Genomic DNA, 24,932 nt, shown 5'->3' with positions numbered 1-24,932 from the left:
ATAAAAGTGTTAATTAGCTAGTTATTCATATTTTTTATGTGCTGAAATAGCGATCTTGGTTGAAAAATTGTTTCAATCTTTACGAATAATTATAAGCAAATAATAAAAAATAAAGGCCAAAATTAAATGTTGTGGAAAGTCCTATTGTGTAGTCTTGTTTTAGCACTTATCGCCTGTAAACAATCATCTGAAGAAAAGCATAATTTAGAGCAACTCGGTTCTTTGGGACGGCAACTCCAATACAATAAGACTTGGCAGTACCAAAAAGTTGTATCTACGAAAAATCAGCAGGAAACATGGTCTGTTTATGATCAAGCAGCAGCATATGCCCAGACCTCAGCACAATTAATTATTCACCGTGATGAAACGCAAAAAATGTGGGTAGAAATAGTTGCGCATAATGTTACATTTCGTTGTGATCGTGATTATTGCCCAATTCGTGTTTCTTTTTCTGGTAAAAGCTATTTATTTTACTTAGATACGCATCTATCTACAGAGAGCACGCAAAATAGAATCGTATTTGCTTTAGATGGAGTTGATGTGTTCTTAGCACAATTACGTCAGGCAGATATGATAGAAGTCACAGCAGACTTTTTCCCAATGACAGAAACAAGATTTATTTTTAATACTCAATTAGCTGAGCAAATGTATTCTTATTAATGTCTTTTAAATATCAAAATATATTAAATAAAAGCGGTATATTTTTGTATTTATATAAAAGTGTGATTTTTATTATATATTTATTCTGTATGTGTGTTTTTTTAACTTTTATTATTATTTTAACGATTTGCATCATTGGTTTTAATTTTTTATTTTAATTTTTAAAATTATTTTTTTCTGTATTTATTTGTTTTAATTAAATTAAAAAATATATTTATTAATTTAATTAAACAATGTATTGCATATGTAAATTTGCTGTTTATAATGTCGGCATATAATGAGTGGTTAAAGTTATATTAAATATTTATTTGTTTAAAAACATTTTGTTTTATGACGGAATTTCAATGCGTAAATTAATTTTATTAAATACAGTTCAAATATTAGCAATACTATTTACACAACAAGTCCATGCACATGGTGGTGTATCTTATCCAATCTCACGCCAATCCCAATGTAAAGATGATGGTAAATTTTGGGGTGCATCAAGTGCGATTCCAAATGCAGGTTGTCGAGCGAGTTTTGAAAAATCTGGTTATTATGCTTTTATTCAGTGGAATGAAGGGGCTGCAAACCCAAATCCGCGTAATAACCAAGCTGCTTTAGAGAAAGCTGTACCTAATGGCTTATTATGTGCGGCAGGCGATAAAAATAAACAAGGGCTTGATGTACCTCAAAATAGAGGCTGGAAGTTAACACCCATTAAAGCTGGTACTACTTTTACTCACATTTGGAAATTAACAGCACCTCATTTTCCTTCAGATCATCGTATTTACATTACTAAAAAAGATGCTGATTTTCAAAACCGTGAATTAAGATGGTCTGATTTAGATTTAGATAATCCTCTATATGTTGGGAAAATGGCACCAACAACCATTAATCCAGATGGTACGGCGGTTTATAAGACTGATATTCGTATACCTGCAGATCGACATGGTAAGGCAATGCTTTATTCAATTTGGCAGCGTGATGATGCTGGTAATGAAGCATTCTTGAACTGTAGTGATATCGACATTCAATCGTCAGAAAATGAAGCAAAACCTGTGGTAACGACGACTAAACCTGTGGTGACAACGACTAAGCCAGTAGTGACGACTACTACGACTAAACCTGTGGTAACGACTACACAACCTACAACTAACAAACCATGGAAAGTACCAGCAGGGGCAATACAAATTGGTGAACCAATTTCTCAACCAGCTGTAACTACGCCTAAGCCATCAGCGAGTAAGTGGAAAGTTCCAGCAGGAGCAATTGTTGGTAATACTGTGTATGAGCCTGCTACAAGGCAATATAAGTAATAAATAACACAATAAATATAATAAGATGATTTAAAATATATTGAAACTTTGGGGTTTTATAAAATTATAAAAAAGAAGTTTTAGTTTTCTTTATCTTAATTATTTTATCTTGATTTTTAATAAGGGTTCTTTTATAAGAGCCCTTTTAATTTTCTATATTATAATTGGCTATAGTGTGGTTATTTTTAATATTGTTTTGTGAAATATTTTTTTAAATATTCATTGTTTTTACATTATATAAAGGGTTGCTTTATATTTTATAAGTTAACAAATCTAAAAATAATTTTAAAGATCTCGAATAATGAATTGATCTTTCTATAACCCGGATTTGATAATTTTAAAATAGCCTGATTGAGTTTAATCCGAATATACAGCGTTTTTTTATTTTGCTCTGATACAGAGATTCAATATTATTGAGTAGAGAATTCTTTCTTTGTTCTTATGTACTATTACTGATTTTGTTTGAGAGTTGCTTAAATTATGTTGTCTTGATTGGATTGCATTTGATAATTACACGCTGATTCACTTTGAGAGGCTGTACTTTTTAAGCTAACTGACATTTAAGTGTTCGTCTGGTTCAGATGATCGAATTATGGTACGAAATCTATATGGCCTATACTCAATGAGGAGATGATAGGAGCTATGCTCAAGGGACTTGCAAAGTTAAACGAAAGAAATTTTTATGAATTTGGCTATTCTAAGTACATGTATAGTGCTAAGCAGGAACTTAACACCTAGGTCTTGTTAATGTTGGATGGTATAAGTAAATTTTAACTTTTAAATATTCGTACAATAAAGCCCCCAGTGGAAATACATTCATGGGGGCTTATTTGTACTAAACAGAAGGCTTTTTATTTTTCGACAAAAGCTCGTTCAATAACATAGTCGCCAAGTTCACCCATACGTGGTGATTCTTTTAGGCCATGCTGGTCTAATAGATCTGCAACATCTTTCAGAAAATGTGGGCTACCACATAACATTGCACGGTCTGTTTCAGGATTGAAGCGTTCTAAACCGATCTTTTCAAATAGTTCGCCAGATTCAATTGCTTGAGTTACACGGCCACGTGTATGAAACTCTTCACGTGTTACGGTTGGGTAGTAAACAAGTTTGTCTTGAATACCGAGCTCTTGAAAAAACTCATTATTTGGGAGTTCATCAAGTATAAGATCTTGATAAGCAAGTTCAGAAACAAAACGTGTACCATGAACAACAATTACTTTTTCAAAGCGTTCATAAGTTTCAGGGTCACGAATAACGGATAAAAATGGCGCAAGACCTGTACCAGAAGAAAGTAAATATAGGTTTTTCCCTGGATTAAGATCATCAAGTACAAGAGTACCTGTTGGTTTTTTAGAGACTAACAGTTCATCACCCACTTGTACTTTTTGTAAAATTGAGGTGAGAGGGCCATCTTGTACTTTAATTGAGAAGAATTCGAGTTCTTCTTCGTAATTAGCACTCGCAATAGAGTAAGCACGCATGAGTGGTTTACCGTTTACTTCAAGTCCAATCATCACAAATTGGCCATTTTTGAAGCGTAGTGCAGTATCGCGAGTTGTTTTAAAACTAAAAAGGGTATCATTCCAATGATGGACATGCGTGATCTTTTCGACGTTGAAAGCAGCCATTAAATGTCTCAATAAACATAACAAATTAATATAGCCCACTATTCTAAACTAAAATCATTCTCGATAAACTGAATAAAATTAATTGAGCTTATGAGTAAAAATGATGAAGCCCTGTATACAAGTCCCAATCATCGCGTATATGCATAGCCCATTTCGCGAAAAGTTTGGAATTCCGCGTCAACCTAATTTGGTTGAAGTAGAATCTTATTTGGAAATGCAGGCACCTTATAATGATATTGCTGCGTTTGAGGGGATAGAAGCATTTAGTCATTTATGGTTGATTTGGAATTTTCATCAAAATAAAGATGCACAAGCAAAAGATACATGTTCAACAAATTTTCGTAGCCAAGTACGGCCACCACGATTAGGTGGCAATCAAAAACTTGGTGTATTTGCTACACGAAGTATGTATCGCCCCGCTGCTTTGGGATTGTCTGTCGTTAAATTAAAAAAAGTGGTTAAGGTTGGAAAATCCATAAGAGTATATGTATCGGGTAGTGATTTATTAGATGGCACACCTATTATCGATATTAAACCTTATATTCAATATTCAGATGCAGTGATGGATGCACAAAGCGGATATGCTCAACAACAACCTTTAACAAAATCTGTCTGTTGGGCTGATACAGCCATAGTACAGAAGCAAGATTATTTACAGCAAAGTATGCTGAGCCAACAGACTATTTTAGAGCTTGAGCAAGTGCTAGCTTTAGATCCTCGTCCTGCTTATCAACAAGACCCAACACGAGTGTATGGCATGATGTTTGCCGAGTTTAATATTAAATTTCGCGTGGATGAGCAAATTATCGAAATTATACAGATTGAAAAAATAGTCAATTTATAGTTTTGTTAATATTGCAGCTTCGTTGAGGTTTTTCGTTTTATTGCTACTTTTAATCAGACTTGTCATTTCATATTAATGGCAAGTTTTTATCTAATATTAGAATTCAATCACAATCAAATAATAAAAATATGATCAAAGATAAAACGTCAATGCGTATGGACTTTAACATCGATAGTGGTTGGTGTTTAGAACAATTACAACATGATGGACTCATTACACAGCGAGACCATGATCTCATACGCACCACACCACGCCGTATTAATCAACAAGCTTGGCATGCTTTACAGTGGATCGCTCATTTTAAAATTCGCCATAGGCAGGATCAGACGATTTTAACTTTGGCGAACTTATGTATGTGGTTAGCTAAAAAATCAAACTTGCTTTTGTATGAGCTTGATCCATTACAGCTGGATATTACCGCCCTAACTCAGGTGATGAGTCAAGAGTTTGCATTTAAAAACAATATATTGGCTGTTAAGGTTAGTCATGATGAGGTTTGGATTGCAACAACTCAGCCTTTTAATCAGCAATGGTTGCCTCAAGTCACTATGTCTCAAAAAAAGAAAAGGATTATCACTGTCTTATTAAATCCACACCTAATGCAGCGTTATCAGGTGGAACTGTATAGTGTTAAGCAAGCAACAGTTAGTGTAGATCAATATCAAGATACAAATACATGGGCTGAGACACTGCCAAATTCGATGGATACCGAACTGGATGAGCCTCATATTATTCATTTGGTCGATTGGTTATTGAAATTTGCTTTTGAGCAACGTGCGAGTGACATTCATTTAGAACCTCAACAATTACAAGCCAGGGTTCGTTTTCGAATAGATGGTATATTGCACTGTGTTTATCAAATGCCGATGACAAGTTACACAGCAGTGGTTGCTCGATTGAAAATTTTAGCTCAACTCAATGTGGCAGAGCGGCGGCGTCCACAAGATGGCCGTATACGTATACAAGGTGTACAGCAAGAGAGAGAATTACGTTTATCAACCTTGGCAACGGCTTTTGGTGAAAAAATAGTGCTACGAATTTTTGATCCAGCACTTTTATTTCGAGAGTTATCCCAATTAGGTTTTGATGCAGAATTATTGACAGTTTGGCAAAAACTCATTCAATCACGTCATGGCATGATTTTAGTTACAGGTCCAACAGGGTCTGGAAAAACCACAACTTTATATTCGAGTTTAAAATGCTGTGCAACAACACAGGTCAATGTTTGTAGTATTGAAGATCCCATTGAAGTGATAGAGCCAAGTTTTAATCAATTGCAGGTTAATCCAACAATAAATTTAGATTTTGCTGAAGCTATTCGTGCATTAATGCGACAAGATCCAGATATTATTATGGTTGGAGAAATCCGTGATCAACAGACAGCTCAGATGGCGATACAAGCTGCATTAACTGGGCATCTGGTCTTTTCTACCTTACATACCCAAAATGCAGTCTCTAGTGTAATGCGGTTACAAGATTTAGGTGTGGCTACTTTTTTAATTTCAGCAACCTTACTTGGAGTACTCGCACAGCGTTTAGTACGAAAACTTTGTGTACATTGCAAACAATATGGTGAAGTTGATCCATCGCAGTGGCAGAGCCTCATCATGAATGAAGAATATCCTCAGCCTTTACAGCTTTTTCAGCCACGGGGCTGTGTACATTGTAGGCAAACGGGTTTTTTGGGACGCATTGCACTATATGAATTTATGCCAGTGAATAACGATGTTAAACAGCAAATGATGAAATCCAAGGATATTGATGGGCTGAGAAAGGCTGCTGCGAATGCTGGTATGCTATCTTTACGTATTGCGGCAATCAAACAGGTTCTTAGCGGAGCAATTGGTTTGGAAGAAGCGCTTACTGTCCTAGTCAGTGAAAAAGAATAACGCAATATATTACTTGTGCTTCTGGGTAGATTAATCTTCTTAAGATTGAGCTCATTTGTATTTGTTTTAATAGCTCTGTCGAATGAAGATTCTCCTAAAACAATGAGGAAAATAGCATGAAAGTAATTTCAAAATTGTTATTAACAGCAGCATTCATAACAACTACAACTATAGCGATGGCAAATACCGTTGCAACTCCAAATGTTGTCAATCAAGCAGCTGTCGCAAGCATTAAAACTGTAAAGCAGGCTATGAGTGCCAAAGATGACAGCCAAGTTGAGTTACACGGCAATGTAGTAAAATCATTGGGTGATGAAAAATATGAATTTCGTGACCAAACGGGTAGCGTCACTGTAGAAATTGATCATAAGTTATGGCAAGGTCATGCAATTGCTGCTAATACACCAGTTACTATTGTGGGTGAAGTTGACGTAGACTATAAACCAATGAAACGGGTTGAAATTGATGTAAAATCCATTCGTTTTTAATTAAAAGCACATTGGAATAAAAACCACATATCATTATGGTCTGTGGTTTTTTTGTTGTAGAACATCAATAATAAAGATGAAATCCAGCCAGTGAATGGGGAATATGATGAGAATATTAGTTGCTGAAGATGATGTTTCTCAAGCAGAAAGTATAAAGGCATGGCTAGAAATGGATGGCTATAGCGTTGATTGGGTTGAACGTGGGGATCACGCAATCTTAGCTATTGAGCAGCATGTCTATGATTGCATTTTGCTGGATCGGGGGTTGCCAAAACATACAGGTGATCAAATTCTTGAAAAAATTCAACAGCTAAAAATCTCTACTCCAGTAATTTTCATTACAGCCCGTGATTCGATTCAAGATCGGGTGAGTGGTTTAGATCTTGGTGCAGATGACTATTTGGTTAAACCCTTTAGTTTAGAGGAGTTATCTGCGCGTATTCGCAGTCACTTACGCCAGAGACAAACTGTACAAAGTCAACAACTGTGTTTTGCCGATTTATGTTTAGATCCACAAGCTAAAACGGTAACTCAAGCAGGGAGTATGGTGAATTTAACTGCTAAAGAGTTTCAAATATTACATAAATTAATGCAACGACCTGAACATGTTATGACGCGAGAGCAATTAGAAGAGTCACTTTATGCTTGGGGGGATGAAATTGAAAGCAATGCGATAGAGGTTTTTATTTATCAAATTCGTAAAAAAATCGGTATAAAAATGATTAAAACAATACGTGGCTTAGGTTACAGAATGAACGCAGAAGCAAAAGAGTAATTTTTTAATGAAATCAACGCATGTATCGCTGCAAAGTCGTTTAATTAAAACAGCAATGTTAAGTTCAATTATTGCTGGGATTTTCGCTTTTGTTTTCTTGTTATCATTTTCTATTTATCAAAGTATGAATATGCAAGATGATATGATGGATGAGATAGCCGATACGTTGTTGAGTCGAGATATCAGCCAAAACCATACTATACAAGTTGATGATTTGAGTAATGAGTTTGAAGTTTACTATCAACTTAATTTGGATCAACAAACCTTAACGCAGTCTAAAGATTTCCCAGTAGATTCAGCCCCTTTGATTTGGCGTTATGGTCACGATCACTATGCATATGCTTGGTCTGAAAAAAAATTGTGGCGTTATTATCAAGTCGAAGATAAGCAACGTCATATGCAGGTTACGCTTTTCCAACCTTTGACAGAGAGATTTGAAGGTATTTGGGGAAGTATTACAATTTATGGTGCAGGGCTTATTATTTTATGGCTATTACAGTTATTTTTACTCAATTTTCTTATTCGTAAACAGTTTTTCTCAATTAAGCGTCTTTCACAACGTATAGCCGCTAAAGATATTAATGATCTTAGCCCAATACAAAGTATTGAACCTGAATTTGTTGAATTACAACCTATTTTACAGCAACTTAATTTATTACTCTCACGGTTGCAGCATAGTTTAGCTGCTGAGCAGCGCTTTACTGCAGATGCAGCTCATGAGTTACGTTCCCCATTGTCAGCGATGAAAATGCGCTTACAAGTCTTACAGCGTAAATATGCAGGGCAACTCAACGCGTTACAGCCTGAATTGGATTCAATTCAACGTGATCTTAATCGGGGTATTCAAGTTCTTGAAAATCTTTTGCTCTTAGCACGCCTAGATCCTACCGAACAACAGCAGTTGCATAAAGAGCGATTTGATTTATATCCATTACTACATGAAGTTATACATTCTTTAGAGCCATTTATTGAGGAAAAACATGTTGAGATACAAGTGGATGTTACCAAAAATGTGCCAGAAGACGGATTGATTTGGGCACAGCGTGAGTTTCTTTATATATGCATACGAAATTTAGTTGATAATGCGGTTCGATATAGTAACCCCGCAAGCCAAGTCAAGATAAGCTATCGATGGGTAGCTACACAGAGTATTTTGGAGATTGAAGATCAAGGTCATCAATTGACAGCTGAAAGCTTGGCGCGTATGGGAGAACGTTTTTATAGAGCTTTAGGAAGTAAAACACAAGGTTCTGGTTTAGGATTGTCAATTTGTAAAAAAATTGTAGAGCTACATCAAGGGCAATTAGAATTTAATCGAGCGGAAAGTGGTGGATTGGTCGTACGTCTTATTTTACCTAATACGTAAAATACAATAACTCATAAAATATAAAAGGGCAGTATCTATATCGTTATAATTACTGCCGCTCCCACGTTTGAGTCTATGATCTACGTTTAGTTTGATTACTTAGTTAAAATTAGGCGGTTATTACGTGTTAAACGTAAACGATATTCTTCACCTGCATGCATAATACGGATTTCTCGTCCTAGTGAGAATAGATTACTTGAATGTAACATAGGTAAAGCATGGTTTTGTTCGTGGCTGCGGGTAAATAGGCTAAATGGTGCGTTCATGGCGTTACTCCGTGGTGTTTTTTATTGTTTTAAATGATAATCATTATCGAATGAGTCTGTCAACATAATTTTGTGGTTTATCAAAAAGCAATTGCTTAGACTAGAGACCCCATAGTTTAGTGCAAAATTTTATGTCTCTTAAGTCTGTTGAGGTTGCAATTGGTCTTGTATTTTACCAATCTAAATTATTGTTAGGTTGGCGTAGTGCCAAACAGCATCAGGGGAATAAGTATGAATTCCCTGGTGGGAAAATTGAGAAGGGTGAAAATGCCCAAGATGCTTGTCGCCGTGAAGTTTTAGAAGAAGTGGGTATTGATTTACCACACTGGCATTTTGTAGATCTGATTGAACATCAATATGATGATTTAATAGTAAAATTACATGTGTTTAGCAGCCAAATTGATCTTTCACAATTGGATAAAATCCAAAAGCCATGGGCATGGTATAAACGGGAACAATTATCTGATTTGAATTTTCCTGCAGCTAATCAAGCTATTCTTCAGCGTTTACTTTGGCCGAGACTCATTAAAATTTCATCCGATTGGCATAAGCTTCAACATGTTGAAAATGACCGTTGGTTATATCTACGTTGTGATCATTCTCAACAGAATGAGCTGCTTGAAAAACTTCAATCGGTGGGTGAAGATTTACTTTCACGTTTAATTTTAAATATCAATATTTGGTCAAGGTTGTCTCAAGTGCAGCAATCTCAGGTTGCAGCTGTACATTTCAAACAACAACAACTCATGCAATTGCATAGCAAAGATTTACCACGACATGTTCGTAGCCTAGCGGCTTGTCATGATGAAGCTTCAATTTTACATGCCAACCATATTGGTGTGGATGCAATTAGTCTTAGCCCTGTGTTATCGACACCGACACATCCTGAACAACAGGGGCTGGGTTGGGAATTGTTTAGTCAATTAGCCATTAAAACGCAGATTCCTGTTTTCGCACTTGGTGGCATGCATCCTAAGAACGATATACTGGCACAGCAACATCATGCTTATGGCGTTGCTGGTATACGAAACTTTTAGTGCTTATTTTAGAGGCGTTGTAGCTGTGTTTGTGCTTCAGCTATAGTTTTGCTTTTATTTTGTTGTTGCGCCGTTTTTAAAATCACTTGCCAAAGTTGTTTTTCAACTGCTTGATTTTGAGCAAAACTTAATCCTCTACGTGCAAGAGACTCAGCATTATTGAGCTGGTTTCTTTGCTGTGCAATCTGTGCTAGGTAGAGAAAGTTTTCAGCCGATTGGGGAGCAAGGCGCTGTGCTTGCATTGCATATTGTTCTGCTTGGTCAAGCTGGCCTTTTTGTAAGGCTTGTTGGCTTTGTTGCATAAGTTGTTTAAATGCAGGGAGCTGTAAACCATCCTCAAAATGCTGTTTCTGCGCAGTTTGTTGAGGTGGTTGAACAACGAATGGTTGACGTTTGATTTCTGCTTGCTCATATGGAGTGGTTGTCACACCTGTAGGCGCTTTAGGTTGGACTGGGGTAGGAGTTGGTGTAGGTTTGGTTGTAGGAGGAGTTGGAACACTATTACAAGCGATTAGACTGGCAACAAGGCTACTGAGTATAAGGGATTGTTTGAATTTCATAGTGAATCAATGCGGTTAAAATGACCATAAGCATAATCATAGTGATGAGTAAATGAAAAGCCCCACTGTGCAATGAATTGTCAGTGGGGCTTTGGATGTGATTAATTCTGAAGATTATTGGCTTAAAGGATTCGCATCTTGATGTTGCATAAACTGCTCTTCATCGTTTGGTGTATTTGGCATATTTTGTTCATCACCATTCCCCATAGTATTTTCTGCATCAGGAATATACGTAGGTTGCACTTCATAATAGGGTAAACCACATGCAGTTGCATGACGTGGCACACTAAATTGAGTCATTGGAATATACAATGCACCACCACAACCTTGTGCTGATAAATTGCCACTTTCTAGATCAATCCAATGCCATTGAATATCTCCTGTTTGTTTCAGGTTAACGGGTTTTTGTCGGAGCTGTTTCATGACATTAATCCAAACAGGAAGAGCACCACTCGAACCTGTTAGACCAGTGATTTTATTATCATCTAGACCTAACCAGACTACAGCAACATGATTACCTGAATAACCTGCAAACCATGAATCACGAGCATCATTGGTTGTTCCAGATTTACCTGCCAATTTAAGTTCTGGTGAGAATGTATTGTAACTTGCTCGCCCAGTCCCTGAACTCATGACTTGTTGTAAGCCATAGTTGAGTAAATATGCAGAGGTTGGGTCGATGGTTTGTTGTACACTCAAACTGTAACGATCTAACACGTGGCCTTTATCATCAACAACTGAACGAATTGATTTAATTGGGTATTTGAAGCCACCTGTTGCAAAATTACTGTAGATACTGAGTACTTCCATTGGAGACATATCTACAGCACCTAAGAAAATAGATGGGTAGCTAGGAACTTTGGATGTAACACCAAATTTAACCAAATGGTTAGTAAAACTAGAGACTCCAAACTCATTACCTAAACGAACGGCAGATAAGTTATAAGAGTTTGCAAGCGCTTGCACCATTGGAACTGAACCATAAGTGTTGCCACTATAGTTCTTAGGTGTCCAATTATTTCCATTGCTTGTATTTAAGCTAATTGGACTATCTTCAATTTTACTGGCCCAAGTGTAACGACCAGACTCAAGAGCTGATAAGTAAATAATCGGTTTTAAAAGTGAGCCAACCTGACGTTTTGCATCAAGGGCACGGTTGAAGCCAGTAAAATCTTGGGTTGAGCCGACAGCAGCTATTAATTCACCATTTTCTGGGTGTGTGACTAACACTGCACCTTGCAAGTTTTTTAAACGTTGAGGATTGGCATTGGATAGACGTGCAACAGTTTGGCGGAAGCTGTTTTGTACTCGAGTCTGCGCAATTGGATCGAGTGTGGTAAAAATACGCAAGCCTTGGTTGGTTAGCGCAGATTCTTGATATTCAGTTTTTAGTTGACGACGGACAATATCAAGAAAATCTGGGAAACGAGAAGGCCCAGTCGTTGGTTTGGCCACAACGCCAAGTGGACGAGCTGTCTCAGTTTCATATTGATCCTGTGTGAGGTAACCCATCACCAACATGTTGTTTAAGACGACATTGCGGCGTTTAAGCGCACCTTCTGGGTTTTTCCATGGATTATATAGGGTTGGACCTTGAACAAGACCTACTAAATATGCTTGTTGTGCTGTATTTAACTCACGTAATGGCAATCCAAAATAAAATTGTGCAGCAAGGCCATAACCGTTGATTGAGTAGTTGCCATTTTGCCCTAAATTCACTTCATTTAGATAAGCTTCTAAAATTTCATCTTTGCTATAGTGTAATTCAAGTAATAATGCCATTAGGGCTTCATTGACTTTACGCTTTAGTGTTTTTTCTGGACTTAAATAAAAGTTTTTAACCAATTGTTGAGTCAGTGTTGAACCACCTTGACGTCGTCCACCTGTGATATTACTAACAATGGCACGTGCAGTACCACGCACTGAAATACCGTGATGTTTATAGAAATTACGATCCTCAGTGGCGATTAAAGCTTCAATTAAAGGTTTTGGCACTTTATTGAGTTTGATTAAAACACGATCTTCATTATGTTGAGGGTAAATACCACCAATCAACAGAGGTTCAAGACGTGCAATTCCAGTACTTGAAGGTTTGGTTGCACGGACATCGTTGACTTGATTGTTGGCAAAGGAAATTTGTAAAACTTGTTCGGGGTCAACACTATCACCGAAGTCAAAACCACGGGTATGGACATAAAGAGCACCATCTTTTTGTACATAATTACCTGATTTCTCATAGTTGTTACTTTGTTTATAACCAAGTAGTTTTAACTCTTGTTCTACATCTGCCTGATTCACTGGCGCATTGCTATAAATTTCTAGCGGGCGTGCAAAAACTTTTGCAGGAATATCCCAGCGATTACCTTCAAATTTGTCGCGGATAACATTATCTAAACGAACCACATAGATGCTGAAAGCAATTGCAGCTGCGATGACAAGCAGAGAAAATATAAGCGCTATTAAGCCAATACCACGTTGAAACTTCATAAATGTCAGAGATTGCCTGATGAATTTTGACCATCATGCGAAGCTTTTCTTTAATTTGCAATATTTAAACTGTGAAATGTTGCTGATAAAGACCACAATATGATGTGATTTCGCAACGTATTGTTTTTTTAAAATGAAAATATTAGTGCTATTATAGCCAAAATCCCTACGGAGTCTGATCATACGTGCAAATTTTACCAAAAACATTTAGAAATATTGGTTTAATTGGGCGACCAGACAAAACTTCAGCCGTAGAGTCTCTTTGTCTTATTCATGATCATCTGTTACAACTAGGCTTAAATCCAGTTTTAGATGCAGATACAGCCAAATTTGTTCCATATCGTAATACACAAACAGTGAGTCGTCACTTACTGGGCGAAGTCACAGATTTAGTCATTGTTGTGGGTGGCGATGGTACGTTACTTCATGCAGCACGCGCTTTAGTTAAATATGGTACGCCAGTATTAGGGGTGAACCGAGGTCGATTAGGATTTTTAACAGATATTAATCCAAGCGACGTTTTACTGAAATTAGATCAAGTATTACAAGGTCAATTTCAGTTAGATCGACGATTCCTATTGGAATTAGAAATTCGTAGTAAGAATGAGCTTATCTTTGATGCGATTGCGTTAAACGATGTTGTATTACATTCAGGTAAGTCCGTTCATATGATCGACTTCGAATTAAATATTGATGGCCAATATGTTTATCGTCAACATAGTGATGGTTTGATCGTTGCTACACCCACAGGTTCAACCGCATATTCCTTATCTGGGGGTGGGCCTATTTTACATCCAAGTATGGATGCGATTGCTTTGGTTCCAATGCATCCACATACTTTATCTTCACGTCCAATTGTTGTGGGCGGACAAAGTGAAATTAAGATTCGTATCCGTGAAAACAGAGTGATGCCAATGGTCAGCGCTGATGGACAACACAGTGTAGCACTCAACATCGGAGATAATTTATATATTCGTAAGCACCCGTATAAACTTACTTTATTACATCCACCAGGTTATGATTTTTATATGGCATGTAGAACTAAACTTGGGTGGAATCAAGAATTTGAAGCTTTGCATCAACAGGATTAAATATGAACATAGATCAAATGCTTTCGATGTTAGATGAAAACATCGTTGAACGATTAAAAACAGCTGTTGAAATTGGGAAGTGGCCTAATGGAATGGTACTGACTCAAGAACAGCGTCAAACATGTATGCAAGCAGTCATTGCTTGGGAACACCAACACGTAGATCCAACTGAACGTACAGGTTATATTGCGAAACCAAAGAAAGAAGAAGACAGCTGTTCTTCTCACACTCATGAAGAACATGAAGTAAAGCCTATTCGCTTTGTTTGAATGTTGTCATTATTTAGAACCCACTTATCTGTATATCGATTATATACATGACAAGTGGGTCAATTTATTTAAGTTACTAGCACGAAAATAGGCTTGTTAATTGATGAATTGAGCTTGAGGGAAATTTTTAATACGCAATATTATATTTTTCCCAGTGCGACAAGATTGTATATATAGATCAAATGTAGTGCTAATGCTTGGGTCTATACAAGCATGCTCAATAAAAATTTGCTTAAGCAAGTTACTATAAAAGTGAATTGCTTCTATATCATGTTTAAAAGTATAAAAAGGTTTAATTTTTTGTTGGAAACTTTGTAGGTGGCTTAGGTCGGTTGGAAGTTTAAAACAATGAATGTTGATTTGATTTTTGGTGATTTCTTTAATTTGAGGTTGTATTACATTTTGCCCATTTTTTGTCATAATATTAAAAAAAGAAGCTATATTAATTGAATAAAACTGTGTTTTTCTACCATTAAACAAGGAATAAATGACAGCACAATGCTGTAAGTATTCAATAGGAATACCTTCTAATGTACGCCGTTGTAGTTCATCATAAATAAAATCTAAAGGTCTGAAGTCATATTGCTGATGATTTATAAAATGCTGTTCGATTCTATTTGAAAAAGTAACTTCTCCTGTTGTTGTAATTGCACCATAGGGCCATCGTCTAATTTTTTGCTCATGGTCAGAATAGGGCTGTAAGGAGCTTGTTTTTAGATTACACAGCATTGAGCGTTTATCCGCTGCAAGAAGGATATAGTCGCCGACATGGGCACAAAGAATCATCGTCATTTGATCATTGCTCAGGCTGTTTTTATTTTGTAGTATGAATTTTCGAGATTGCCAAAAAAAGAGTAAAAATGATGGCAGGTGGATCACAAATTGTGATTAATGCACAAGGAATAACAATTACAACACCCGGAAAAACAGAGTTTAAGGCGGGTCAACATATTTTTCAAGAAGGGGAGAAAGCAATTGAACCTGTACGGATATTACCAACCTTACCCCATGATTATAGTCGTAAATTTTATATTCCCACAGCGATGGAGCCGACAGAATCCAACATTCAGATTGGACAAGTGACACATATTTTAGGCTTAAATGCTGGAGATTTTCAGCCTATATTTTTTGAACGTCTAGATACTAAAAATTCAGCACAGCAAATTGAAACAAACCGTTTTTATACAGATCAATCTGTAGATGCAATCGTTCATGTGTTTGTAGATTTAGATGTGATGAACATACATGAAGATGATGAAGGTGGTGAGGCGAGTGGATAATGATAATATTGATTTTTATTTATTAATTGTTGATTCAAAAGAAAAAAAATTTAAAAATTTCCCCTTTAAAATTGGATTGAATCAAGCAGTAGATCAAGAACTTAAAATATGTGATACATCAGGGACGTGCAAATTAACTTTAAAAGTGGGAGAGATCTATCATATTTCTGTTTTAAAACCTGATGGTCATTATCAACAAGAATTAGTCGTTAAAGCAACTAATGAAGTTAATCAGACACGCAAAAAGATCACGCTGACACATTCTATTGATGCGTATCTGACAACAGTGATATTGATTGTAAAAGATATGAGCATCCCACCGAAGCCAGTTGCTAAAGCACACATTCAAATCGGGTATATGGGGAAAAATACAGTTCAAGTCGCAGACCAGATGGGGAGAGTAGAATTAAAGGCCTTGATAGGAGAACCTTTAAGGTTTCAACTTCTTGATCCTATGACAAAAAAGCCAATGCATAGAACTCATGTTGATGAGATTATTACCAAGAAAATAAACAATGAAATTACGGTTATTCAACCCTCTATCCGTGCTGATTCGAGCTTGGATGTTAATAAACCGAGCTCAACCACATCAGAGCTTCCACAAAAGGATTTAGCTATTCGCATTGAGCAAATGCAAAAAATGTGGCCAAAAGTTGCAGCATCTAAAATGCAGCCAATTTTGGATGAGCTTAATCGTAATTTAGAAGTCTATAAATTAAATACTCGTTTAAGACAATCGCATTTTATGGCACAGGTTATGGGGGAGATTGGTGCTAAATTTAGTCTTAGAGAGGATATCTCAAATTACACTATGAATAACTTAATTGGCCTGTCTTCTTATTATAAAGCGCATCAGAATGAAGCTAAAGAAGATGCAAAACTACAACCAAATGAATTGAAAATAAAAACCATTACTAATAAGTGGTATATGGATAAAAATAGACCTAAATCATTAGCGTTAGGTAATATTAGAGATGGGGATGGATATAAATTTTTAGGGCGAGGGTTAAAGCAAACAACAGGAAGGTACAATTATTATGTATTAACGAAGATATATCCTAAAATTTGGCCTGAAGAAGCCAATTTAGATTTTACTGAAGTTCCAGAATTATTAGAAAAATCGAAATATGCAGTTAGATCAGCGATAGTCTTTTGGTTAGAGAAGAAGCTATATATGGTGGCTGATAGCGGTGCAACAGAGTTAGTGGTTGATAGAATAACAAAAATAATAAATCAATTTGCTCCTAATAGAGTGGATAGACGAGTTTATTTTAGCCAAGCCAGAAGAATTTTTATTTAGACTTATTTAAGAGATAGTATTTTGAGAAGCCTACTTTTTATTATTATATTAATTGCAATTTACCAAAAGTCATACGCTCAAGATGATAAAAATCATTGTAACTATACAAATGTTAAATTAGATATTTACTCTAGAGATGATATTAGATTGTCTTCAAAAAATTGTGATTTAAATGCCGATAATCAGTATATTGAAAGCTTTTTATTAGTAGGACAAAAAAAGATTATTGTAAATAAAATATATGGAGGAAATGGTGGGGGAGCTGGTATTGAATTATTGGCTGCGAGTATCTATAAGAAAAAATATAAAGAGCCCGTTTTGATAATGTTATATGTTGAGAACTATTGTTGTTACCCTCAACCTAGTGGCAAGTTGTATACCATAGAGTTATATAAAGTGTTTAATATTGATAATAATATTAAGATAGAGGAAATAACTAAAATTTTGAATGGAAATAGTACAGGACTTGAAGGTGTTTCGGATGACTATATGCATTTCAAATATAAAAATATCGCTTCAATAAAAAGGTGGCTTGATAAGCATTATTAAAAGTGACAAAAGGGTTTCTTCTTAATTTGATTAAAATCATAAAAAAGAGAAACCCTATCGCTTAGAAATTAAAAACGTTGATTCCATAATTGTGTTGCGAGTTGTTTGGCTTGCTCAAAATCAGCTGCAAGGTTCATGGTATAAAGTGCAATAGAGAGTGTTTCAATCACAGCTATTTCACCATACTCATGAGATTGTTGACCTTCCCATACTGCTTTAAATATTGAGAGATCAAGTTGTTCTTCAGCTGGACTACGTAGCTCCGTAAGTTTTGGCAACTCGTGTTCGTATAATACGCCAGCCTTGATCCCACAAATTAAGGTACGTGCATCAGGGTTACGCTCAAACTCTCCACCTTCTCCTTTAATAACAGCACTATTTTGGTAACCCAATTGATAGGCAGACTGTTGATGCGAACGACGGTAATTAGGGTGGAAAATCGCTTGTAAGGTTGCTTTGGCCTGAAAAGGATTGATGAGGCGGGCTAAAGTATGTACCGGTGAGCGTAAACCTAGAACATTTCTGAGATCGATTAATTCACTTAATACAGGTGAAATAGCATGTAGAGGTAAGTAGGCAAAATTGAATTGATCAAGTTGTTGTTGAACTTGCGTTTGTGTATGGCAAATTGAATAGCCTAAGTATTCTAATACTTGTTCTGTATATAGCCGATTTATAGTATGGCCAGCTGCACCATGCATGACGATCTTGTGACCATGTCTAGCAAGTGTTAACGCAGCCAATATAAACCAAGGATAATGTTTACGTTTACCTGCATAGGCTGGCCAGTCTAGGTCAACTTGCATGGGCGTGTAGTCAAGTTGATCTTTTGTTGCTTGAACAAAACCGCAGAGTTCATCTACTGATTCTTCTTTAATACGCAACGCTATAAGAAATGCACCTAACTGAACATCCATAACCTCACGTTGTAGAATCATGGTAAATGCTTGATACGCTTCATCATAACTAAGTGAACGTGCACCTGTTTTGCCTTTACCAATAAGACGAATGTACTGAGCAAAGGGGTGTTCAAAATCTTGATAAATATTAACTCGAGTAGTATTCATTCTGAAGCTTCATCGTAAATAGAGGGTTTAATCTTTGGAATAAATCTACTATGCCATAAATAATAAAATAGAGGCGCTATAGATCGTTAAATATTGGAAAATGCACGATAAATATCAAGTATAAGACTAAGGTCTAACAAGATTGTGTTTAATATTTAGTCAATATTAACAATTCTTTTGCGCTGTTAAGTTTTTTATTCATTAAAATAATTAAAATTTTTCAGTATACAAAATCAGCAAGCAGCTCTGAAGTTAGACCTTAGCCTAGCTCCAAGGCGTTGCCTGTTCTATGGGTTGATATAATTCATTGGTTTTAATACTGCCACACACTTTATCTGGCTGGTGACTCTGTTTTTAAAACAAGGATTAGAGTTCAGAACAGTGTAGACCGTCAGAATCTAAAGAAGTTGAGCAAATGGCTAAAAAACCTATTTATAAATCACTTTATTTTCAAGTGATTGTCGCGATCATTGCGGGTGTATTGGTGGGGCACTTCTATCCAAGTAGCACACAACTCGTTGATGGTGTTAAAGAGAATATTCCAGGGTTAGGGGAGCAGTTAAAGCCTCTAGGGGATGCTTTTATTCGTCTCATTAAGATGATTATTGCACCTGTGATTTTCTGTACCGTGGTCAGTGGGATCGCGGGTATGGAAAGCATGAAATCTGTAGGTAAAACAGGTGGTATTGCCCTGTTATACTTTGAGGTTGTATCTACGATTGCCTTATTGATTGGATTGTTTGTAATCAACGTTTGGAAGCCAGGTGCTGGTATGAATGTTGATGTCAGTACACTCTCAACAGCAGGTATTGATAAGTATGTGAAGTCAGGTGAGTCGCAATCGACCATTGATTTCTTGATGCATATTATCCCAGATACAGTTGTTGGTGCCTTTGCCAATGGTGAGATTTTACAGGTCTTATTATTTGCGATTCTTTTTGGTTTTGCTCTACATCGCTTAGGTGCTGCTGGACAACCTGTATTAAAGTTAATTGATCAAGTTGCACATGTGTTCTTTAACATCGTGAATATGATCATGAAGTTAGCTCCAATTGGTGCTTTTGGTGCAATGGCCTTTACTATTGGTAAATATGGTATTGGTAGTTTGGCGCAGTTAGCTCAATTAATTTTATGTTTCTATCTTACTTGTGTTCTATTTATCTTTATTGTGCTCGGTTCAATTAGTCGTTTCTGTGGATTTAGCATCTTTAAGATTATTCGCATGATTCGTGAAGAGTTATTGATTGTACTTGGTACATCATCTTCTGAGTCTGTATTACCTCGTATGCTGAAAAAGCTTGAAATTGCGGGTTGTGAAAAATCAGTTGTTGGTCTTGTAATTCCTACAGGTTATTCCTTTAACCTTGATGGTACTTCTATTTATTTAACAATGGCTGCGATTTTCGTTGCTCAAGCTACAGGTACACAGCTTGATTTAACACATCAAATCACTTTGCTTTTAGTGCTGTTGATTTCATCTAAAGGTGCAGCTGGTGTTACGGGTTCAGGCTTTATTGTTTTAGCTGCGACATTAACCGCTGTTGGTCATATTCCAGTTGCTGGTTTAGCTTTAATATTGGGTATTGACCGCTTTATGTCAGAAGCTCGTGCATTGACTAACTTGGTTGGTAACTGTTTAGCGACTATTGTTGTTGCAAAAATTGTTGATCATTTGGATGAAGAAAAGTTGCATAACGCTTTAAATAATCCAGAAGAACTTGATCGTCAAATGCTTGAAGAAAGCACAGAAGTGAAAACAGCTTAATTTCATTCAGCACATATATTGAATGATCAAAATCCAAAGTTGCTCCAGCAACTTTGGATTTTTTTTGGTCGTATGAACGTGATGCGTATGAAAGAGAAAATAGAACTAATGATATGTAAAAGATTAAATTTTTGAAGTGTGACATTTTAAATTAAAGTCTTGTTATACTTGCTTGGGTTTAAAATTACACAACTGGAAAAAGGGCAGTAGCACATATGGTCCATGATGATCAGCATTCTTCGAACTCACTCAATCTTGACCAAATCCGTGATGAAATTGATTCGGTCGATCAACAGCTCCAGCAATTAATCAATCGCCGTGCCAAACTGGCGGAGTCTGTTGCTAAAGTTAAGTTTTTGTCGGAAGAAAGCCCAATGTTTTATCGTCCAGAACGTGAAGCACAGGTCTTACGCCGCATTATGGAGCGTAATGAAGGTCCACTTTCTGATGTAACGATGGCGCGGTTATTTCGTGAGATTATGTCTGCTTGTTTAGCACTAGAAGCACCACAAAGTATTGCTTTTTTAGGCCCAGAAGGGACCTTTACGCATTCTGCGGTATTAAAACATTTTGGTCATGATGCATTGGTTCGCCCTTTACCAACCATTGATGAAGTATTCCGTGAAGTTGAGGCAGGTAGTGCGCATTATGGTTTAGTGCCTGTAGAAAACTCATCTGAAGGTGTAGTAAACCACACACTCGACTGTTTTAAATCTTCACACTTAAATGTGATTGGTGAGGTTGAATTAAGAATTCATCATCAATTCCTTGTTTCAGCAAATACACGTAAAGATAGTATTAAACAAATTTATGCACACCAACAAACACTAGCACAGTGTCGTAAGTGGCTTGATGCGCATTATCCTGGTGTAGAGTTAGTTGCTTTAAGTTCAAATGCTGAAGCAGCACGCCGTATTCGTAATGAATGGCATTCTGCTGCAATTGCTTCAGATGTAGCTGCAAGTTTGTATGACTTAGAAATTTTACACAGCAATATTGAAGATAACCCTGAAAATACTACACGTTTCTTGGTTATAGGTCGTGAGAAAGTACCACAAAGTGGTAATGATAAAACCTCACTATTGATCTCTGCACATGACCGTGCAGGTGCTTTACTTGAGATCTTGGCGCCATTTGCTAAGCATAATATTAGTTTAACCAGTATCGAAACACGTCCTGCTTTACCTGAAAAGTGGGCTTATGTGTTCTTTATAGATCTTGAAGGTCACGTTGAACAAGACAATGTTAAAGCTGCAATTAATGATATTCGTCCATTAGTTAAAGAAGTTCGTGTTCTTGGTTCGTACCCTGTGGCGGTGTTATAAGCCAAAATGATCAATCAACCGTTATTTAAAAAAGTTGCTTTTATTGGACTTGGCCTTATAGGTTCAAGTCTAGCTAGGGTCATTCAACAACAGCATTTAGCAGAACATATTGTTGCATCTACACGGTCACAAAAAACCTTAGATGCAGCTTTACACATGGGGCTTATTGAAGCAGGTTTTCAAGACCCAATTGATGCGGTGCAAGATGCCGACCTTATTGTATTGGCCTTACCTGTTCGTGCAACAGAGCAAATATTGGTGCGTATTCGTCCATATGTAATGGAAAATGCAATTATTACTGATGTTGGTAGTACCAAAGGTAATGTGGTTGCGGCAGCCAAAGCTGTATATGGTGAAAACTTACCAGCAGGTTTTGTACCTGGGCACCCAATTGCGGGGGCAGAACATACAGGTGTATATGCTGGTCGAGTCGATCTTTTTGCACAGCATAAAGTGATTTTAACACCTTTGCCGACAAGTGCAGATTGGGCTGTAGAAAAGCTGACACAATTGTGGCAAGCAGCTGAAGCAGATGTCATCTGTATGGATGTAGATAAACATGATGAGGTATTGGCACATACTAGCCATTTACCTCATTTAATGGCTTTTAACTTGGTTGAGCAGTTGGCTAATCGTGAAGATAATCTTGATATCTTTCGTTATGCTGCTGGCGGATTTCGTGATTTCTCACGTATCGCTGCCAGTGATCCCCAAATGTGGCATGATATCTTCTTTGCAAATAAGTCTGCAATTTTAAAAGCAATTGATGGCTTTGAAGCACAATTGGCAGTATTTAGAAAGCTGATTGAAACTGAAGATTCACAAGCCTTGATGGGGCGACTTGGGCATGCTCAAGCAGCTAGACAGCATTTTAATCATATGTTGGCCAATAAACCTTTGATGGAGAATACTAAGGTGACACAACAATTTCGTATTTCACCAGGAACACATACGTTTCAAGGAAAATTTAGCGTACCAGGTGATAAATCTGTGTCGCATCGCTCCATTATGTTTGGTGCGATAGCTGAAGGTACAACTCAAGTAACAGGTTTTCTTGAGGGTGAAGATGCACTTGCGACACTCCAGGCATTTCGTGATATGGGCGTAGCGATTGAAGGCCCTAAAAATGGTGAAGTTACCATTCACGGTGTAGGGATGCATGGCTTAAAAGCACCTGCGAGTGCGTTGTATATGGGGAACTCTGGTACCTCAATGCGTTTACTTTCAGGTATGTTGGCTGCGCAGCAGTTTGATTCAGTTATGACTGGTGATGCCTCACTTTCTAAACGTCCAATGGAACGTATTGCAAAACCATTGCGTTTGATGGGTGCTCAGATTCAATCAACGGGTGAGCGTGGTACACCACCACTTTCGATTACTGCAAGCACTGGACTAAAAGGTATTCATTACGATTTACCTATGGCCTCAGCACAAGTGAAATCAGGATTATTGTTGGCTGGGCTTTGGGCTCAAGGTGAAACTTCAATTACTGAACCAGAACCAACACGTGATCATACAGAGCGTATGTTACGTGCATTTGGTTATGATGTGAAAACAGAAGGGAATCGTATTTCACTACAAGGTGGTGGCAAGCTGAGCGCTACGCATATTCAAGTACCATCTGATATTTCTTCAGCAGCATTCTTTATGGTGGGTGCTGCAATTTGTCAAAATGCAGATATTACTTTAGAGGCGGTAGGTATTAATCCGACTCGTACAGGTATTATTGAAATTTTGAAACAAATGGGTGCTGATTTAACCGTTGAGAATGAGCGTATTGCTGGCGGTGAACCGATTGCTGATATTCGTATACGTGCAACTCGTACTTTAAAAGGTATTCATATTCCTGAAGATCAAGTTCCATTAGCAATAGATGAATTCCCAGCGTTGTTTATTGCTGCTGCTTGTGCTGAAGGGCGTACCGTACTGACTGGTGCGGCAGAATTACGTGTGAAAGAGTCTGACCGTATTCAAGTCATGGCTGATGGGCTTCAAGCAATGGGTATTGAGTGTACACCAACAGAAGATGGCATCATCATTGAAGGTAAAGGTAAATCTGGCGATTGGTCTACCATTTTTAATGGTGCTGAAATTGAATCACATCATGATCACCGTATTGCAATGAGTTTTAGTATTGCAGGTCTACGGAGCCATGGTGAGATCATTATTCAGGGTACAGAAACAGTTGCAACAAGTTTCCCGACTTTCACGGCTCTGACTCAACAAGCAGGTCTGAATATTCAAGTGATTGAATAACTTTCAATATTAAAGATCTTATTAGACCAAGGTGTGAAAAAAAACAGCGAAGTTAAGGCTTGGCTGTTTTGTTAAAATTGCTTATGCTAAACCCTGATAATAATTATGGATATAGGGGGATTTCATGAGAAAACTAGAATTTTTAGCAATTCAGCAACCCGGGGTTACACAATGCCCTGCACATTATGTGACTGCTTTATTGGCAACACAATTACCGCAATATGGCTTTAGAACGCAAGTACATGAGCAAAAAGATGCCATCTCAGTAAATGTAAATGATGAAAAAGTTGCTTTAGCAGTGAGTTGTCATATTAATGCTGATGATGGTAGTTTGGTATGTGAAATTTCTAATACGCATCAAGAACAGCAAAATTGGTTTGGGAAAATTAAATCAGAAAGTACCATTCGACAATTGGCTCAGGCAGTGGAATGTAGTTTGCGACAAGATCATTCTTTAAATGTATTAAAGTGGAAGTACTAATTTATATATGATACTCATAGGGAGTTTGAGTATTATTTTTATAATATCTTGATTTAATTAGATAAATAAAATGCCCAATGTATAATCATATTGGACATTTTTTTGAAATCTAGTGTTTGATTTCAATAGATTAAGTAGGCTATATCCCTGCTAGCAATTTACAATCTTCCATTATTGTTATGGATATAGCTCACTTATTTATGCAAAAGCCAGTGGCTTATTTTTGCTTTTTCAACTCTTTTTCAAGT

At 36.9% G+C, this 24,932-nt stretch carries 23 protein-coding genes; 17 read left to right on the top strand and 6 right to left on the bottom strand.

Annotated elements, in window-relative coordinates:
- Positions 1-126 precede the first annotated feature (126 nt).
- Positions 127-660, top strand: coding sequence for a hypothetical protein (locus RFH42_RS00300; RefSeq protein ID WP_308973542.1), 534 nt, complete (start codon positions 127-129; stop codon positions 658-660).
- A gap of 344 nt (positions 661-1,004) precedes the next feature.
- Positions 1,005-1,958, top strand: coding sequence for a lytic polysaccharide monooxygenase (locus tag RFH42_RS00295; RefSeq protein WP_308973541.1), 954 nt, complete (start codon positions 1,005-1,007; stop codon positions 1,956-1,958).
- Positions 1,959-2,809: 851 nt separating this feature from the next.
- On the opposite strand, the gene RFH42_RS00290 is transcribed toward RFH42_RS00295, so the two are convergent.
- Positions 2,810-3,589 (bottom strand): ferredoxin--NADP reductase, encoded by a 780-nt coding sequence (locus RFH42_RS00290; protein WP_308973540.1) that lies wholly within the window; start codon positions 3,587-3,589, stop codon positions 2,810-2,812.
- Positions 3,590-3,692: 103 nt separating this feature from the next.
- Between RFH42_RS00290 and tsaA the strand changes: the two genes are divergently transcribed.
- The 5 genes from tsaA (at position 3,693) to RFH42_RS00265 (ending at position 8,951) form a co-directional block, all read left to right on the top strand.
- Positions 3,693-4,433 (top strand): tRNA (N6-threonylcarbamoyladenosine(37)-N6)-methyltransferase TrmO, encoded by a 741-nt coding sequence (gene tsaA / locus RFH42_RS00285; RefSeq protein WP_308973829.1) that lies wholly within the window; start codon positions 3,693-3,695, stop codon positions 4,431-4,433.
- 149 nt (positions 4,434-4,582) lie between these two features.
- A complete protein-coding gene (locus RFH42_RS00280) occupies positions 4,583-6,322 on the top strand; it encodes a GspE/PulE family protein (protein ID WP_308973828.1) in 1,740 nt (579 codons plus the stop codon).
- Positions 6,323-6,438: 116 nt separating this feature from the next.
- A complete protein-coding gene (locus RFH42_RS00275) occupies positions 6,439-6,810 on the top strand; it encodes a NirD/YgiW/YdeI family stress tolerance protein (protein ID WP_308973539.1) in 372 nt (123 codons plus the stop codon).
- Between the two features lie 106 nt (positions 6,811-6,916).
- Positions 6,917-7,585: a response regulator transcription factor gene (locus RFH42_RS00270; protein WP_308973538.1), complete on the top strand. Its 669-nt coding sequence runs from the start codon at positions 6,917-6,919 to the stop codon at positions 7,583-7,585.
- 7 nt (positions 7,586-7,592) lie between these two features.
- Positions 7,593-8,951 (top strand): sensor histidine kinase, encoded by a 1,359-nt coding sequence (locus tag RFH42_RS00265; RefSeq protein WP_308973537.1) that lies wholly within the window; start codon positions 7,593-7,595, stop codon positions 8,949-8,951.
- 95 nt (positions 8,952-9,046) lie between these two features.
- Here the strand turns inward: RFH42_RS00265 and hemP are convergent, their stop codons facing one another.
- Entirely contained in the window at positions 9,047-9,217 is a 171-nt protein-coding gene (gene hemP / locus RFH42_RS00260) for a hemin uptake protein HemP (RefSeq protein ID WP_016656909.1), read from the bottom strand.
- A gap of 131 nt (positions 9,218-9,348) precedes the next feature.
- On the opposite strand from hemP, the gene RFH42_RS00255 reads away from it, so the two are divergent.
- A complete protein-coding gene (locus RFH42_RS00255) occupies positions 9,349-10,254 on the top strand; it encodes an NUDIX domain-containing protein (RefSeq protein ID WP_308973536.1) in 906 nt (301 codons plus the stop codon).
- Positions 10,255-10,262: 8 nt separating this feature from the next.
- Here the strand turns inward: RFH42_RS00255 and RFH42_RS00250 are convergent, their stop codons facing one another.
- The gene (locus tag RFH42_RS00250) at positions 10,263-10,814 is read right to left on the bottom strand and encodes a tetratricopeptide repeat protein (RefSeq protein WP_308973535.1); all 552 of its coding nucleotides are present in this window, start codon (positions 10,812-10,814) and stop codon (positions 10,263-10,265) included.
- Between the two features lie 114 nt (positions 10,815-10,928).
- Positions 10,929-13,301, bottom strand: a complete 2,373-nt coding sequence (gene mrcB / locus RFH42_RS00245; RefSeq protein ID WP_308973534.1) for a penicillin-binding protein 1B — start codon at positions 13,299-13,301, stop codon at positions 10,929-10,931.
- Positions 13,302-13,486: 185 nt separating this feature from the next.
- Here mrcB and RFH42_RS00240 point away from each other — a divergent pair, with 185 nt between their 5' ends.
- Entirely contained in the window at positions 13,487-14,392 is a 906-nt protein-coding gene (locus RFH42_RS00240) for an NAD(+) kinase (protein WP_308973533.1), read from the top strand.
- A 2-nt stretch (positions 14,393-14,394) separates the two neighbouring features.
- Entirely contained in the window at positions 14,395-14,661 is a 267-nt protein-coding gene (locus tag RFH42_RS00235; protein WP_308973532.1) for a YeaC family protein, read from the top strand.
- A gap of 96 nt (positions 14,662-14,757) precedes the next feature.
- Here the strand turns inward: RFH42_RS00235 and RFH42_RS00230 are convergent, their stop codons facing one another.
- A complete protein-coding gene (locus RFH42_RS00230; protein ID WP_308973531.1) occupies positions 14,758-15,453 on the bottom strand; it encodes a hypothetical protein in 696 nt (231 codons plus the stop codon).
- Positions 15,454-15,521: 68 nt separating this feature from the next.
- Here RFH42_RS00230 and RFH42_RS00225 point away from each other — a divergent pair, with 68 nt between their 5' ends.
- Genes RFH42_RS00225 through RFH42_RS00215 form a run of 3 tightly spaced genes read left to right on the top strand, consistent with a single transcriptional unit; the run spans position 15,522 to position 17,790 of the window.
- On the top strand, positions 15,522-15,941 hold the full coding sequence (locus RFH42_RS00225; RefSeq protein ID WP_374990732.1) for a hypothetical protein: 420 nt from the start codon (positions 15,522-15,524) through the stop codon (positions 15,939-15,941).
- Positions 15,934-17,241: a glycoside hydrolase family 19 protein gene (locus RFH42_RS00220; RefSeq protein WP_308973530.1), complete on the top strand. Its 1,308-nt coding sequence runs from the start codon at positions 15,934-15,936 to the stop codon at positions 17,239-17,241. The genes RFH42_RS00225 and RFH42_RS00220 overlap by 8 nt, the downstream gene beginning before the upstream one ends.
- Before the next feature lie 21 nt (positions 17,242-17,262).
- Positions 17,263-17,790, top strand: coding sequence for a hypothetical protein (locus tag RFH42_RS00215; RefSeq protein WP_308973529.1), 528 nt, complete (start codon positions 17,263-17,265; stop codon positions 17,788-17,790).
- Positions 17,791-17,858: 68 nt separating this feature from the next.
- Here the strand turns inward: RFH42_RS00215 and RFH42_RS00210 are convergent, their stop codons facing one another.
- The gene (locus tag RFH42_RS00210) at positions 17,859-18,857 is read right to left on the bottom strand and encodes a glycosyl transferase family protein (RefSeq protein WP_308973528.1); all 999 of its coding nucleotides are present in this window, start codon (positions 18,855-18,857) and stop codon (positions 17,859-17,861) included.
- Positions 18,858-19,272: 415 nt separating this feature from the next.
- Between RFH42_RS00210 and RFH42_RS00205 the strand changes: the two genes are divergently transcribed.
- The 4 genes from RFH42_RS00205 to RFH42_RS00190 all read left to right on the top strand — a co-directional run bounded on the left by RFH42_RS00205 (position 19,273) and on the right by RFH42_RS00190 (position 24,684).
- Complete coding sequence (locus tag RFH42_RS00205) at positions 19,273-20,622, top strand: dicarboxylate/amino acid:cation symporter (RefSeq protein ID WP_308973527.1); 1,350 nt, start codon at positions 19,273-19,275, stop codon at positions 20,620-20,622.
- A 215-nt stretch (positions 20,623-20,837) separates the two neighbouring features.
- Positions 20,838-21,947, top strand: a complete 1,110-nt coding sequence (gene pheA / locus RFH42_RS00200; protein WP_308973526.1) for a prephenate dehydratase — start codon at positions 20,838-20,840, stop codon at positions 21,945-21,947.
- A 9-nt stretch (positions 21,948-21,956) separates the two neighbouring features.
- Positions 21,957-24,203, top strand: coding sequence for a bifunctional prephenate dehydrogenase/3-phosphoshikimate 1-carboxyvinyltransferase (locus tag RFH42_RS00195; protein WP_308973826.1), 2,247 nt, complete (start codon positions 21,957-21,959; stop codon positions 24,201-24,203).
- A gap of 124 nt (positions 24,204-24,327) precedes the next feature.
- Positions 24,328-24,684 carry a hypothetical protein gene (locus RFH42_RS00190; RefSeq protein WP_308973525.1) on the top strand — a complete coding sequence of 119 codons (357 nt, stop codon included), beginning with the start codon at positions 24,328-24,330 and terminating at the stop codon, positions 24,682-24,684.
- Positions 24,685-24,932: the final 248 nt, after the last annotated feature.

Source organism: Acinetobacter rudis, from assembly GCF_031157835.1.
Classification (GTDB): Bacteria; Pseudomonadota; Gammaproteobacteria; order Pseudomonadales; family Moraxellaceae; genus Acinetobacter; species Acinetobacter rudis_A.
This window is presented reverse-complemented; position numbering and strand designations above follow the sequence as displayed.